The sequence below is a fragment of the Myxococcus sp. RHSTA-1-4 genome (genome assembly GCF_020037125.1).
In the GTDB taxonomy this organism is placed as follows: Bacteria; Myxococcota; Myxococcia; order Myxococcales; family Myxococcaceae; genus Myxococcus.
Map to the genome: position 1 here is coordinate 108520 of NZ_JAIQDG010000025.1, position 13879 is coordinate 122398.

The following is a 13879-nucleotide window of genomic DNA, read 5'->3' on the forward strand; positions in this document are numbered from 1 at the left end:
GCATGCGGCCGTTCCCACCCAGCCCGAAAATCGGACCGCTCTCGTCCCGTGTCGTCCGCGCCGAGGAGACGGAAGCACGGGTGCTCGCCATCCGCGCGCGAGTCCCCATCACCCGCCTCTCGGACCTGACGCCGCTCGACCCCATCCGCCTTCCGGTGTTCTCTGCCGTCACCCCGCTGGCCCTGGACCTGACCACGCACCTGGGCAAGGGCGCGGACGCGGTGAGTGCCCGGGTAAGCGCCATGATGGAGGCAGTGGAGCGGGTGTCCGCTGAGCGCGCGCCACGGGGCGCCACGCGGCGCGGCAGCTTCACCCGGCTCTCCCGCGCGAAGTCCTCGCGGCCCATCGACCCGGTGACGCTCCACCTTCCCGCGGACACCCGCTACACGCCGGAGGAGTCATTCACCTGGGTGGAGAGCCAGGACGTCGTCTCCGGGGACCGCGTGCTGATGGCGGCGGACCTCGCGCTCACGCCTCCCTCGGAAGGCCTCCTGCGGGACGTGGACACGAATGGCCTCGCCTCCGGCAACACCCTCCTCGAGGCCATCGTGCACGGGCTGTGTGAGGTCATCGAGCGGGACGTCCAGAGCCAGCTCGACTTCGCGACCGCGTTCGGCGACGCCGGGATGCCGCTGCCGCCGTTGGTGTCCGTCGACCCCACGAGCCTTCCCACCCAGGCCCGTGAATGGCTGGACCGGCTGACGGAGGCTGGACTCGACGCGCGGGTCCAGGACGCGACCGGAGACCTCGGGGTCGCCACCTTCCGGACGGTGCTCGCCGACTACGACTACCCGACGGCGGCCGGCCCCGTCCCCATGCTGTTCACCGGCTGGGGGACGGCGCCTCATGCCGAGGCCGCGCTCCTGCGCTCCATCACCGAGGCCGTGCAGGCGCGGCTCGGGTTCATCCAGGGCGCACGGGACTCGTTCAACGTCCGATGGGAAGGCTCACACGCCACGAGCAGGGCCCACCGGCTCCGGGAGCTGGAGCCGCCCCGCGTGGCCCCCTTCCCGCGCACGCCCTCCTTCGAGTCCCCGGACCTGCGCGACGACCTGGAGTTCCTCCTGGGGAGGCTTCGAGCCGCGGGGTTCGAGCGGGTCATCGTGACGGACCTGACGCGCGAGGACCTCGGGATTCCCGTCGTGCGCGTGCGCGTCCCGGGACTCTCGTGCTTCACCGTCAACCAGCGCCGCGTGGACTGGCGGTGCCTGCGCCACCTCCTGTGATGACCCGCGCTCCCATGCCCGCCCCCATCGTCTATCTCGGGCCCAGTCTGTCACGCCGCGAGGCGGAGGCCTTGCTGCCAGGAGGCGACTTCCGTCCGCCGGTGCGACGGGGGGACCTCTACCGCGCGCGTGCGGAGGGCGGCTCGGCCTTCCTGATTGTCGACGGCGTCTTCATGCAGCAGCACGCGATATCGCCGCGAGAGGTCGTCGACGTGGTGCGGGATGGGGCGCTCGTGGTGGGTGCATCCAGCATGGGGGCCCTGCGCGCGGCCGAGTGCTGGCCGGCGGGAATGCACGGCGTCGGCGCCATCTACCGGCTGTTCCGCCGGGGACGGCTGAGCTCCGACGATGAAGTGGCCGTCGTGTTCGACCCGGAGGGCGAGCGCCCTCCCTCACTCGCGCTGGTGAACGCGCGCCATGCCCTGGCCCGCGCGGTGCGCCAGGGACACCTCACACGTCCGGAGGCGGAGTGGCTCGTACGGGTGGCGGAGGAGACCTTCTACGCGGAGCGGACCTGGCGGACGCTGCTGGCACGCGCCGGGTTCAAGGACCGCGCGAGACTCGAACGGCTGCTCTCCGCCTGGGACCTCAAGGCGGAGGATGCGAGGCGCGCCCTGCGGTACGTCGCCCGCCGGCTGGCACCTCCCCCCACGAAGCGCCAGCGCACGGGGCCGAACCTCGCGGGCCGCGCACGCGAGCAGGGCCCCGACGCGCTCGCGGGGCTGAAGCCCGCCGAGGTCCGTCGTGCGCTGGCCCGGTGGCATCTGGTGAGCGGCCGCTACGCCCGCCATGCGCTCGCCATCGCGGCGGCCAGTCCGGAAATGGGACTCCCGGAGCGGCTCCGGACGAACGAGTTCGCGGCTTCGGTCCTCTCGGCCCCGCTCCTCCTGCCCACCCCACGGGGAACGACGGCACGGCTCGCCGCCACGAAGAAGGAGCAACGGGGAGTGACGTCCCTGCTCGCGCTGCGGCTCGCGCTGGCCGAGCTGTGGACCCTGTTCATCGCGCACGAGGCCCTGTTCGCGGACAGGCTGTGGCAGCAGCTCAACCTCACCCACGAGCTCGACGCGGAGGTCTTCCGCTGGCGGGCGATTCACGAAGCAGCCGCGCGGGCGAGGGCGTCGGGCCTCGTGGCGCGGCCTCGCGACCGGCACCTCGCGCGCGAAGAGATGGCCCACGCCCACGGGTTCGACACCTGGGGAGGGCTGGAGCACTCCGCGCGCGCCAGACCCTGGTGGCCCTCCTTCCTCGACTATGTCGAGACCCGCGCCCTCTCCAGGCGGATGCGCGAACTCCTGTAGTGTGCCCCCGGCTCTCCGGACGCCGACCTCGCGGCCTTCAACCACATCCAGGAAAGGACCTGTCCATGAAGCTTCAATCCGCCATCCCCGTGGAGAAGAGCGGCACCTTCACCCTCGGTGGGGACCTCGTCATCCACCGGCTCGGGTACGGCGCCATGCAGCTCACCGGCCCCGGCATCTGGGGACCGCCGAAGGACCCCGCCGAGGCGCTGCGCGTGCTGCGCCGCGCGGTGGAGCTGGGCGTGGACTTCATCGACACCGCCGACTCCTACGGCCCGCACGTCAGCGAGGAGCTCATCGCCGAGGCCCTGCATCCCTATCCCCGGGGGCTGCTCATCGCCACCAAGGGCGGCCTCGTCCGCACCGGCCCCAACCAGTGGCACCCGGTGGCCCGCCCCAAGTACCTCCGCCAGCAGGTGGAGATGTCGCTGCGGCGCCTCAAGCTCGAGCGCATCGACCTGTATCAACTGCACCGCATCGACCCCCAGGTCCCCGTCGAGGACTCCCTCGGCGAGCTCAAGGCGCTCCAGACCGAGGGGAAGATTCGCCACATCGGGCTGTCCGAGGTCTCCGTGGCCGACATCGAGCGGGCCCGCCGCGTCGTGAAGGTGGTGAGCGTGCAGAACCGCTACAACCTCGCGGACCGGACCCACGCGGAGGTGCTCGCGTACTGCGAGCGCGAGCACCTGGGCTTCATCCCGTGGTTCCCGCTGGCGACCGGCACCCTGGCGAGGCCGGGGACTCCGCTCGACGCGGTGGCGCACAAGTACGACGCCGCGCCCGCGCAGGTGGCCCTGGCGTGGCTGCTCGCGCGCTCGCCGGTGATGCTGCCCATTCCGGGCACGTCCTCGGTCAAGCACCTGGAGGAGAACCTCGCCGCCGCGGAGCTCCGGCTTTCCGCGGAGGAAGTGGCCGCGCTCGACGCCCAGGGCGCCGCGAGCCGGGGCGCTTGAGTCCTGACGCTCGGGGGTGATGGTTCGTCTGCTCGCCGGGGCGCCCGAGTGCACGGGGCATCTTGGCTACGGCCGCTCTTACCGTCCCGGGGGACGGCAGTGGGCACGCGGCGTGGCCTCTGCGAGAGAGGCCACGCTGCTTCGCGAGCACTCGGTCACCCGAGCCTCACTACCTTAGGACCGTTAGGTGGGCGTGTCGGACCCGTGCGGCCGGACACCCCGGCGAGCAGACGAATCAACAACCGCGCGTTCAGAAGAGCATGCGGCTCCTGACGCGAGCGCCGCGCGCCGCCTGACAGCCGCGCTACCGGCGCTCGCTGTCGAGGAGCCGCATCTGCTCCGCCCCGTAGCGCTCTCCAGAGAGGGTCACGAGCTTCTCGAGCGACGCGACGTCCTCCTTCGACAACGGCCGCTCCAGGGCGCCGAGCGCGTCCTCGAGCTGCGCGACCGTCTTCGCGCCGACGAGAGACACGAACTTCGGCTGGCGCGCGAGCACCCAGGCAATCGCAAGCTGCCCCGGCGTCATCCGCCGCTCCTGGGCGAACCGCTGGAGGGCGTGCACGACGTCCTCGTTCTTCTCACGGTTCTCACCGGTGAAGCGGGGCAGGTACGCGCGGAAGTCCCCCGGCCCCTTCGGCTTGCTGCCGGTCAGGAGCCCTCGCGAGAGCACGCCATAGAGCGTCGCGCTCATGCCCAGTTCGGAGAGCGCCGGGAAGATGTCCGCCTCGGGCGCCCGGCTCGCGAGCGAGTATTCAATCTGCAGGTCCACGATGGGATGGACGCGGTGCGCGCGGCGGAGGGTCTCCACGCCCACCTCGGAGAGCCCGATGTGGCGGACGTAGCCTGCCTTCACGAGACCGGCGATGGCGCCGATGGTCTCCTCGATGGGAACGGCGGGGTCCAACCGCGCGGGACGGTAGATGTCGATGACGTCCACGCCCAGCCGCTTCAGGCTGTAGGCCGCGAAGTTCTTCACCGCGGCGGGGCGCGTGTCCATGCCGCCCCAGCTCCCGTCCGGCCCCCGGAGCGCGCCGAACTTCACGGAGAGCTGGACCTTCTCCCTCCGGCCCGCGATGGCGCGGCCCACGAGCATCTCGTTGTGGCCCATCCCATAGAAGTCCCCCGTGTCAATCAGGGTGACGCCACGGTCGATGGCGGTCTGGATGGTGCGGATGCTCTCGGCGTCGTCGGTCGCCCCGTACATGCCGGACATGCCCATGCACCCCAGCCCGAGCGGGAATACCTCGGGGCCCGTGGACCCCAGCTTCACCGTGCGCTGCGCCTGCTTCGTTTCGTGCGTGCTCATCGTGCGTCCCTCCGTTGCACGCCTACATTCACGCCGCGCCATTCTGAAATCCAAGGAATAGGATGTATCTCGAACATGAACGGCATCTATGGACGAAACCTCGACCTCAACCTGCTCCGCGTCTTCGTCGTGGTGGCGGAGGCGGGCAGCGTCACGGCCGCGGCGAGCCGCCTGTACCTCACGCAGCCCGCGGTGAGCGCGGCGCTGAGGCGCCTCACGTCAACGGTAGGGGCGCCGCTCTTCGTACGCGCCGGGCGGGGGCTCGTCCTCACGGCGCGCGGCCAGCGTCTGCTCGCCACGGCGCGGCCGCACCTCGGGGCGCTCGTCGAGGCCGCCCTCTCCCCGGCGACGTTCGACCCGAAGACGAGCGAGCGGACGGTGAGGCTCGGGCTGTCCGACGTGAACGAGACCTGGCTCCTCCCGCCGCTCCTTCGGGTGCTCGCCGAGCAGGCGCCGCGCATGAGGCTCGTCGTGATTCCAGTCCAGTTCCGCACCGTGGCGGAGGCGCTGAGCTCCTCGGCGGTGGACCTGGCGGTGACGGTGGCCGACGAGCTGCCGGCGGGCACACGGCGCGTCGCCCTGTACACCGGAGGCTTCGTCTGCCTCTACGACCCGCGGCATGCGCGAGTGGGCAGACGCCTGGCGCTGGAGCGCTACCTGGAGCACGAGCACGTCATCGTCTCGTACAACGGAGACCTGCGGGGCGTCGTCGAGGACATGGTCGGCGTGCAGCGGCGGGTGCGGGTGTCGGTGCCGGCGTTCCAGAGCATCGGGGCCGTCGTGGAAGGCAGCAGCCTGCTTGCCACCGTGCCTGTCATGGTCGCCCGGGAGGTGACGTCGCTGCGCCCGCACCTCCGGACGACGGCGCTGCCGTTCTCCCTGGGAGGCACCCCCATGGAAATGCTCTGGCGGAGCGCGGTCGAGGACGACGAGGCCATCCGCTTCATCCGTGAACAGGTGATTGCCGTGGCACGGAGTCTCCAGCCCGTGAGCAGCGGCCCTCGCTGAGCGCCCCGGGTCTCGAGCTCCACGCAGCCGCGGGCCGTGTCCGGCCCAGCGCGGCTGAAGTGAAGCCCCGCCTCGGTAGCCCCTCAACCCGCCCACCTGGGGAGCAGGCGGTCAGGCAGGCCCTTTCGGCAGCTCGCGCTAGCATCCGGCTTCGCACCGCCATCCCCGCTGGAGGCCCGCGAATGTCCCTCAGCCGTGTCCACGGCCCATGGAAGAGTCTGTCCCTGCTCGTGCTCACCCTGGGAGCAGCTCCCGTGCTCGCACGCGAGCCGAGCTTCTGCGGAGAGCAGCCCACGCCGCACCCACGCGCGCTCTCTGTCGGAAGGGCGTCACGCGGCGAGCTGCGGGGAGCACGGGCCCTGGAGTCCGACGACGCCGTGCGCCTGCTACCCCGGAGGCACCTGAGCCGCTGCCTCAACTGGGCCACGCCCCGGCTCGTCGCCGCCCTGAAGCGCGCGGGCGAGGCCGTGCGCAGGCATCTCCCGGACTCTCCGCCACTCGGCGTGGGGGACCTGTCCCGGGCCGCCGGGGGTCCCATCCCGCCCTACTCCCGCTCGCACCAGTCCGGGCGTGACGCGGACCTGGCCTTCTTCCAGGTGGACGAACAGGGCCAGCCCGTGCCCGCCGAGGACCTGCTCCCCTTCGACACGAAGGGCCGCGCCTCCGAGGGAAGACTGCGCTTCGACGCCCGGCGCACGTGGCTGGTCGTGCGAGCGCTGCTGGAGGACCCGGAAGTGGACGTGCAGTGGATGTTCATCAGCAACGCCCTGCGCCGGGAGTTGCTGGAGGAAGCACGGCGGCTCAACGAGCCCGCGGCCCTGGTGGAGCGGGCCGCGAGCGTGCTCCACCAACCCACCGACTCGAGCCCGCACGACGACCACGTCCACCTGCGCATCCGCTGCACCCCCGAGGAGCGCGCCGAAGGCTGCCGGGACTGAGCCCTCCTCCCCTCACGGCGCGGCGCCGACCGCCTCGGATGGCACGGCGGGAATCACTCCGGGCTTCGCCCGCTCCACCACCACGTGGAGCGGCTCCGCCCCGGGGAGCACCCTGAACGAGTGCCACCCGGAAGGCAGTGCCGGCGGCGCCCAGTTGAAGAGCCAGCGCGCATCCGCCAGCGAGAGGTTGACGCAGCCATGCGTCACCGGGAAGCCGAAGCGGTCATGCCAGAAGGCCCCGTGCAGCGCCTCGCTGCCATGGAAGTACTGCGTGTAGGGCACCTCCTCCACGAAGTACTGGCCTTCCCGCGCCATCAGCTCGTGAAGCGTCTTGCTCCACACGCGGAAGTGCCCCCGGTGCGTCGTCGTGTCCTCGGAGTCCGCCCTGCCGGTGGAGACGAGCGTCGCATACACCCAGGTGTCTCCCTCGTACGCGGTGAGCACCTGCTCGGAGAGCTCCACGTGGACCCACTTCGCCCCGGATGGGATGGAGGGAGGACGCGGCCGGTGGAAGGCCAGCCGCACCGCGGCGCGTGGCAGCGTCCCTCCCGGCACCCGCACGGTGCGCGCCTCCAGGGCCAGCAGGGGGACGCGGGAGAACCGGGGAAGCGGCTCGGCCGCGGGGACGCCTCCGGCGGTGAGTGGCGCGTCCTTCACCAGGAACGCCATGGGAGCCGAGGGATTCGGCTCGCCCTGGAAGGCCGAGGGGTTGTCCAGCCGGACCTGCTGCGTGCTCACGAAGCCACCGCCCGGGCGCGCCAGCCAACCGCGCGCGAGCAGGGCCTCGTCCCGGACGAACGCCAGCACCTCGCCCGCGCCCTCGCGGCGCACCCTGCGCGCACGCTCCTCCGGCTCCGCGCGCACATCCGCGCCCGGCTTGAGCACCTTCCCGTAGAGGAACTCGGGCAATTCCTCCAGGGGGCGTGCCTCGGGAGGGGCCTGCTCCACCAGCGCCAGCCGCAAGGCCCCGTCCGTGCCGAGCAGCGCCCACGCCCCGGGCGCGTCACACGAGGGAGCACATCCCGTCACCCGGAAGCGGCTTCCCCGCCGGAGCAGGCCGTTGATGGGGGACCGGGCATCCGGACGCTGTCGCACGTTGGCGGCATCCACCTTGAGGACGGCATCGAAAGGAAGGGTCCACGGCGAGGCCGGCGCGGGCTCGTCGGGCGCGGCGAAACAGGGGCCCGGCGCGGCGCCCAGCACGAGCGCACCGAGGAGTCCCGGGAGCGTTGCCCTCCCGCGCGAAGAAGACGGAGACATCGACATTCCTTCATGTGCCGGAAGGCCTGCACCTGCCCCCGGGTCCGGCGAGCGGTGCCGCTCTCGTGCAAGCGGCATGCATGGGGCGTCCCACTCCCGGCACGTCGGTCCGGTCCGCAAAACCCGCGCCCCGGATGAGCCCGGCGCGGATTCTACGCGGGCGAGCCGCTCTCCGGGAAACGCATGCCCTTGGTGTCAGGCGGTGATACCCGGCGTCTGGTGGGCCGCCGCCGCGCCCCCCACCCGCGGCAGGGTGAAGCAGAAGGTGCTGCCCCGCCCCGGCGTGCTCCGGGCCCAGATGCGGCCGCCGTGGGCCTCGACGAGACGCTTGACGATGGACAGTCCCAGCCCGGCCCCGCGCCGCTCCTCGGGGCGGGCCTGCCAGTAACGCTCGAAGAGCCGCGGGAGCTGCTCCTCCGGAATGCCCGGCCCGGTGTCCTCCACCCAGAAGAGGACCACCTCCTCGCGGGGTGCCACCCCCAGGGTGATGCCGCCGCCAGCCGGGGTGAACTTGATGGCGTTTCCCACCAGGTTGCCAAACACCTGGAGCATGCGGTCCGGGTCCGCCCGCACCAGCCCCGGCTCTCCCTCCATCCGGATGTCCAGCCTGAGCCGGGCATCACCGGCGAGCGCGCGGACGGCGTCCGCCGCGTCCTGCACGAGCCGTGCGGCGGAGCACGGAGAGGTGCTGACGCCGAGCGTGCCCGCCTCCATGCGCACCACGTCCAGCAGGTCCTGGATGAGGCGGTCCATGCGCCGGGCACTGTCCAGCACGGCCTCCACTCCCCGCAGTGTGTCGGAGCCCGCCTGCGCCCGGCCAAGTTGACGTTGCAGGAGCCTCGCCGTGAGCACCACGGTGTTGAGCGGGTTGCGCAGGTCGTGTGCCACCACGCCCAGCACCTCGTCGCGCGTACGGGTCGCCTGCTGGGCCTCGGCATAGAGGCGAGCATTGTCGATGGCGAGCGCTGAGCGGCGCGCCAGTTCCTCCGCGAGCGCGAGCTCGGACGGACCGTACACGCGGTGGCTGGAGCGCACCATCATCGCGAGCGCTCCGATGCTCCTGCCGCGCGCGCGCAAGGGCACGGCGAGCGCCGAGCAGCAGCCCACCTGCGAGAGCATGGCGTAGCTGGAATCCGCCTGGGAGAGAGCGCGCACGCGCTCCTCCGATACCGCCTCGAGCAACTCCGGCTGCCCGCTGCGGATGACGTGCGCGATACCCGAGGGCGAGTCCAGCGGCACCGGCGAGCGCTCCGCGGCGGCCAGCAGCGCCTCGCGCCTCGCGGGGTCGACGTCCGAGAGCGCCACCAGCCGGGCGTGCCCCTCCTGGACCAGGTAGAGCGCGCAGCCATCCGCGAACTCGGGGACGCAGAGCCGGACCAACCGCTCCGTCGTCACCCGCGAGTCCAGCGACTCGGCCAGCGTGGCGCTCGCCTGGGAGAGGAAGCGCTGCTCGCGCTGCCGGCGCTCGCGCTCGGACACGTCGCGCAGCACCACCGTCATCAACGCGTGGCCCTGGACCTCCAGCCGGGAGATGGCGGCCTCGGCCGGGAACTCCTCTCCATCCTTCCGGCGGCCGAACACCGCCCGGCGCTCGCCCATGTGCCGCGCGACATCCGGCCCCTGGGAAAAACCCCACACCTGAGCCTCGTGCGGGGCGCGGAAGCGCTCCGGGAGCAGGAGCGAGAGCGGCTGTCCCAGCGCCTCCTCCGCGCGGTAACCGAAGATGGCCTCCGCCCCGCGATTGAAGATGGAGATGCGCTGGCCGGCATCCAGGACGATGATGGCGTCGGCGGCGATGGAGATGATGCCCGAGAGCTTCGTCTCCGAGAGCGCGGCCTCCTCGTGCCGCCGCCGGCGCTCGCGCAGCGTGCGCACCAGCAGCGCCGCGAGCACCACCAGCGCGCCAAGGCCGAGCGAAAGGCTCAGCAGGAAGCGTTGCAGCGTCCTGGAGAAGAGCCGCTCCGCATGCTCGATGTCTCGCGCCAGCCGGGCCGAGGTGGCCTGCTCGAGCGCGGCGACGGCCCGGTCCAACTCCTCGTGGGTGGGCACCAACTCCCCCGCGAAGCGTTCCTCCAACAGGCGGACTTCGGTACCCGCCCGCCGTTCCGCCAGCAGGGCATCTCCAATCCGCCGCGTCTGGTCTCTCAACGCGGCCACCCGGGCGAGCAGCGGCTCCTGGTCCGGCCCCCCATGGCGTTCGCCCAGTTTCTGGAAGTGGGTATCGAACTCCTTCCGGGCGAGCGTGAGTTCCTCCAACCGGGAGGAGTCGGGAGAGAGGAGGTTGCTGCGCATGAAGCGCGCGGCCCGCTCGCTCGCGGCCACGAGGCGTTCGGCGGTGAGGGCCTCTTCGAACGACCGGGCATACAGCCGCACGATGCGCGCGCGGTCCTCCTGCACCGCGGAAGCCGTCCAGACGCCCACGCTGCCCACCGTGAGCACCAGGCACACGATGGCGGGAAAGAGCAGGTGCTCGCTCAGGTGGCGTGAGGGCCGGTGCACCACTTCCTCCTCCTGAACGCTCCGCACAGCGGCCTCCCCCCGCAATCCACCGGTCCAGGGCGCTCCTGTGCAAGAAACCAGTGCTCGCGTGCGTTTCCGGACGGGGGAGGAAGCCGGGCCCCGAGCCGCCGGACGCCATCGTGAGGACGCTCTCCTCCGGAATGCAGAAGTTGCGCACCCATGAGAAGGCCGGGACTTCCCCGCAGGGTTTGCGGCGGCCACCCCCTCCCCGGCCAGGCATTGCTCATGCAACGCTGGGTGGACGACAGGAGGAATCACGGATGGACGTCGTCGCCACGCCGATGCCCGGGAATGCTCCCCGCCCCGTGCTGGCGACGGAGGGGCTCACCAAGGTGTACCGGATGGGCGAGGTGGACGTGCACGCGCTGCGGGGCGTGGACTTCCAGCTCGCCGAGGGGGAGTTCGTCGTCCTGCTCGGCGCCTCGGGGAGCGGTAAGTCCACGCTGCTCAACATCCTGGGCGGACTGGACGTGCCGACCTCGGGCCGCGTCTTCTACCGGGAGCAGGAGCTGACGCATGCGGACGAGCGGGCACTCACCCGCTACCGCCGCGAGCACGTGGGCTTCGTCTTCCAGTTCTACAACCTCATCCCCAGCCTCACCGCGCGCGAGAACGTGGCGCTGGTGACGGACATCTCCCCGAATCCCCTCGCCCCCGAGGAGGCCCTTTCCCTGGTGGGACTGGGCACGCGGCTGGACCACTTCCCCTCGCAGCTCTCCGGCGGCGAGCAGCAGCGCGTGGCCCTGGCCCGCGCCATCGCCCGGCGGCCCGACATCCTCCTGTGCGACGAGCCCACCGGCGCGCTGGACGCGAAGACGGGCACCGCGGTGCTGGAGGTCATCGCGCGCATCAACCGCGAGCTGGGCACCACCACCGCGGTCATCACCCACAACGCGCCCATCGCCCAGATGGCGGACCGGGTGGTGACGCTGGCGGACGGCCGCATCGCGGGCGAGCACCGCAACACGGAGAAGAAGGCTCCGGGGGAGCTCAGCTGGTGAGAGCCCTGGAGCGAAAGCTGCTGCGCGACCTGTCGCGGCTGAAGGGCCAGGGCTTCACCATCGCCCTGGTGGTGGCGGCGGGCATCGCCGCGTACGTGTCCACCCTCAGCGTGTACCGCTCGCTGTCCGAGTCGCAGCGCGCCTACTACGAGCGCTCGCGCTTCGCGGACGTCTTCGTCCGGCTGGAGCGCGCGCCGGACGCGTTGCTGGAGCGGCTGGAGGTGCTGCCGGGCGTGGCGGAGGTGGAGGCCCGCCAGGTGGAGGACGTGACGCTGGACATGCCGGGCCTCCCCGAGCCCGTGGTGGGCCGCATCCTCTCCGTGCCGGGCAGCGGGGCGCCGCCACGCCTCAACCAGCTCCACCTGCGCCGGGGACGGTGGGTGGAGCCGGGCCGCGCCAACGAGGTGCTGGTGAACGAGGGCTTCGCCAAGGCCCACCGCCTGGAGCCGGGTGACACGGTGATGGCGCTCGTCAACGGCCGGCGCGTGGCGCTGCGCGTGGTGGGCGTGGTGCTGTCCCCCGAGTACATCTTCGCGCTGGCACCGGGCTCGCTCTTCGACGACGACCGGCGCTTCGGCATCTTCTGGATGGACCGTGACACGCTGGCCTCCGCGTTCCGGATGGAGGGCGCCTTCAACGACCTGGTGGTACGGCTCGCCCCGGGAGCACGGGCCGAGGACGTGGTGGCCGCGCTGGACCGGGAGCTGGTGCCCTACGGCGGCTTCGGCGCCTACCCGCGCGCCCGGCAGACGTCGGACCGGTTCGTGTCGAACGAAATCGTCCAGCTCCGGGCCAATGCCACCATCGTCCCCCTCATCTTCCTGGGCGTGGCGGCCTTCCTGGTGAACGTGGTGCTGTCCCGCGTGGTGGGCACGCAGCGCGAGCAGATTGCCGCGCTCAAGGCGCTGGGATACTCGAACGGGGCGCTCGCCGCGCACTACCTGGAGCTGGTGGGCGTGGTGGTGGGACTCGGCTCGCTGCTGGGGGTGGCGCTGGGGGCGTGGATGGGGCGGGCGCTGCTGGGTGTGTACATGGACGTGTTCCGCTTCCCGCTGCTGGCGTACCGGCTGGACGCCGGCATGGTGGCGGGGGCGGTGCTGGTCAGCGCCGTGTCCGCGTCGGTGGGAGCGCTCGCGGCGGTGCGGCAGACGGTGCGGCTGCCCCCGGCGGAGGCGATGCGGCCGGCCGCGCCGCCCTCGTACCGTCCCACGCCGCTGGAGCGCGTGGGCTTCCACGCGCTGTTCTCCCAGGGCGGCCGCATGGTGCTGCGGGACCTGGAGCGCCGGCCCTGGAGGCTGCTGCTGACGTCGCTGGGCATCGCCCTGGCGGTGGCCATCCTCATCGTCGGCCGCTTCTCCGGGGACGCGCTGCGCTACCTGATGGACGTGCAGTATGGGCAGGTGCAGCGCGAGGACCTGGCCGTGGCCTTCACGAAGTCCGTGCCGGACCGCGCGCGCCGCGAGCTGGAGATGATTCCCGGCGTGCGGCACACCGAGCCGATGCGCGTGGTACCGGTGCGGCTGGTGGCGGGCCCGCGCCGCTACGAGACGGCCATCCAGGGCCTGCCCCCGGAAGGCGGGCTGCGGCGGGTGATGGACACGGAGGGGCGCCCGGTGCCGCTGCGGGGCGAGGGGCTGCTGCTGGGAACCGAGCTGGCGCGGCGGCTGGGCGTGGGCCTGGGGGACGCGGTGCGGGTGGAGGTGCTGGACGCGGGGCGGACGGTGCGTGACGCGCGGGTGACGGGGCTGGTGGAGGAGTGGCTGGGGACGTCCGCGTACATGGACCTCACCGAGCTGGCGCGGCTGGTGGGGGATGACCGGGTCATCACCGGCGCGACGCTGGTGGTGGACCGGGCGCAACAGGACGGTGTGTACGCGCGGCTCAAGGCGCTGCCGTGGGTGGCCTCGGTGACGCGGGCGGACCTGGCGAAGGAGCTGTTCCGGGAGCAGAGCGAGCGGTTCCTGACGGTCCTCACCTTCATCCTCGGCGCGTTCGCGTCCGCCATCGCCGTGGGCATCGTCTACAACAACGCGCGCGTGGCGCTGGCGGTGCGCTCCCGAGATTTGGCGACGCTGCGGGTGCTCGGCTTCACGCGGCGGGAAATCTCCCTCGTCCTGCTTGGGGAGATGGCGGTGGGGCTGCTGCTGGCGCTCCCGCTGGGCATGGTGCTGGGCAAGCTGTTCGCTGAGTGGGTGGCGCGGGCGGCGGTGGACAGTGAGCTGTACCGGATTCCGGCCATCGTCGCGCCGCCGACGTATGCGACCGCCGTGCTGGTGGTGCTGGTGGCCGGCATCCTGAGCGCGCTGCTGGTGCGGCGGCGCCTGGACCACCTCGACTTGATTGGCGTGTTGAAGACGCGCGAATAG

Annotated in this window: 10 protein-coding genes; 7 read left to right on the forward strand and 3 right to left on the reverse strand. The window is 72.0% G+C overall.

The genetic code is table 11. The annotated features are described in order from the left end of the window. Positions 1-2: 2 nt before the first annotated feature. The 3 genes from K8638_RS29735 (at position 3) to K8638_RS29745 (ending at position 3480) form a co-directional block, all read left to right on the forward strand. The gene (locus tag K8638_RS29735; protein WP_223758046.1) at positions 3-1226 is read left to right on the forward strand and encodes a YcaO-like family protein; all 1224 of its coding nucleotides are present in this window, start codon (positions 3-5) and stop codon (positions 1224-1226) included. A 14-nt stretch (positions 1227-1240) separates the two neighbouring features. Beyond that, a complete protein-coding gene (locus K8638_RS29740) occupies positions 1241-2527 on the forward strand; it encodes a TfuA-like protein (RefSeq protein ID WP_223758047.1) in 1287 nt (428 codons plus the stop codon). Positions 2528-2592: 65 nt separating this feature from the next. Next, on the forward strand, positions 2593-3480 hold the full coding sequence (locus tag K8638_RS29745) for an aldo/keto reductase (RefSeq protein ID WP_223758048.1): 888 nt from the start codon (positions 2593-2595) through the stop codon (positions 3478-3480). Between the two features lie 304 nt (positions 3481-3784). Here the strand turns inward: K8638_RS29745 and K8638_RS29750 are convergent, their stop codons facing one another. Continuing rightward, entirely contained in the window at positions 3785-4786 is a 1002-nt protein-coding gene (locus K8638_RS29750) for an aldo/keto reductase (RefSeq protein WP_223758049.1), read from the reverse strand. Between the two features lie 75 nt (positions 4787-4861). Here K8638_RS29750 and K8638_RS29755 point away from each other — a divergent pair, with 75 nt between their 5' ends. After that, positions 4862-5794: a LysR family transcriptional regulator gene (locus tag K8638_RS29755; protein WP_223758050.1), complete on the forward strand. Its 933-nt coding sequence runs from the start codon at positions 4862-4864 to the stop codon at positions 5792-5794. 182 nt (positions 5795-5976) lie between these two features. Continuing rightward, positions 5977-6732, forward strand: a complete 756-nt coding sequence (locus K8638_RS29760) for a penicillin-insensitive murein endopeptidase (protein WP_223758051.1) — start codon at positions 5977-5979, stop codon at positions 6730-6732. A 12-nt stretch (positions 6733-6744) separates the two neighbouring features. On the opposite strand, the gene K8638_RS29765 is transcribed toward K8638_RS29760, so the two are convergent. Then, positions 6745-7992 carry a L,D-transpeptidase gene (locus K8638_RS29765; RefSeq protein WP_223758052.1) on the reverse strand — a complete coding sequence of 416 codons (1248 nt, stop codon included), beginning with the start codon at positions 7990-7992 and terminating at the stop codon, positions 6745-6747. A gap of 195 nt (positions 7993-8187) precedes the next feature. Further along, positions 8188-10491 carry an ATP-binding protein gene (locus tag K8638_RS29770; protein WP_223758053.1) on the reverse strand — a complete coding sequence of 768 codons (2304 nt, stop codon included), beginning with the start codon at positions 10489-10491 and terminating at the stop codon, positions 8188-8190. A 281-nt stretch (positions 10492-10772) separates the two neighbouring features. On the opposite strand from K8638_RS29770, the gene K8638_RS29775 reads away from it, so the two are divergent. Then, positions 10773-11513 carry an ABC transporter ATP-binding protein gene (locus K8638_RS29775; RefSeq protein WP_223758054.1) on the forward strand — a complete coding sequence of 247 codons (741 nt, stop codon included), beginning with the start codon at positions 10773-10775 and terminating at the stop codon, positions 11511-11513. Further along, on the forward strand, positions 11510-13879 hold the full coding sequence (locus tag K8638_RS29780) for an ABC transporter permease (protein ID WP_223758055.1): 2370 nt from the start codon (positions 11510-11512) through the stop codon (positions 13877-13879). Before K8638_RS29775 ends, K8638_RS29780 begins: the two co-directional genes overlap by 4 nt.

What these genes read in the sequence shown, in the direction of transcription:
- K8638_RS29735 (WP_223758046.1), top strand. Translation starts at nt 3, where the DNA reads ATGCGGCCGTTCCCACCCAGCCCGAAAATCGGACCGCTCTCGTCCCGT.
- K8638_RS29740 (WP_223758047.1), top strand. Translation starts at nt 1,241, where the DNA reads ATGCCCGCCCCCATCGTCTATCTCGGGCCCAGTCTGTCACGCCGCGAG.
- K8638_RS29745 (WP_223758048.1), top strand. Translation starts at nt 2,593, where the DNA reads ATGAAGCTTCAATCCGCCATCCCCGTGGAGAAGAGCGGCACCTTCACC.
- K8638_RS29750 (WP_223758049.1), bottom strand. Translation starts at nt 4,786, where the DNA reads ATGAGCACGCACGAAACGAAGCAGGCGCAGCGCACGGTGAAGCTGGGG.
- K8638_RS29755 (WP_223758050.1), top strand. Translation starts at nt 4,862, where the DNA reads ATGAACGGCATCTATGGACGAAACCTCGACCTCAACCTGCTCCGCGTC.
- K8638_RS29760 (WP_223758051.1), top strand. Translation starts at nt 5,977, where the DNA reads ATGTCCCTCAGCCGTGTCCACGGCCCATGGAAGAGTCTGTCCCTGCTC.
- K8638_RS29765 (WP_223758052.1), bottom strand. Translation starts at nt 7,992, where the DNA reads ATGTCTCCGTCTTCTTCGCGCGGGAGGGCAACGCTCCCGGGACTCCTC.
- K8638_RS29775 (WP_223758054.1), top strand. Translation starts at nt 10,773, where the DNA reads ATGGACGTCGTCGCCACGCCGATGCCCGGGAATGCTCCCCGCCCCGTG.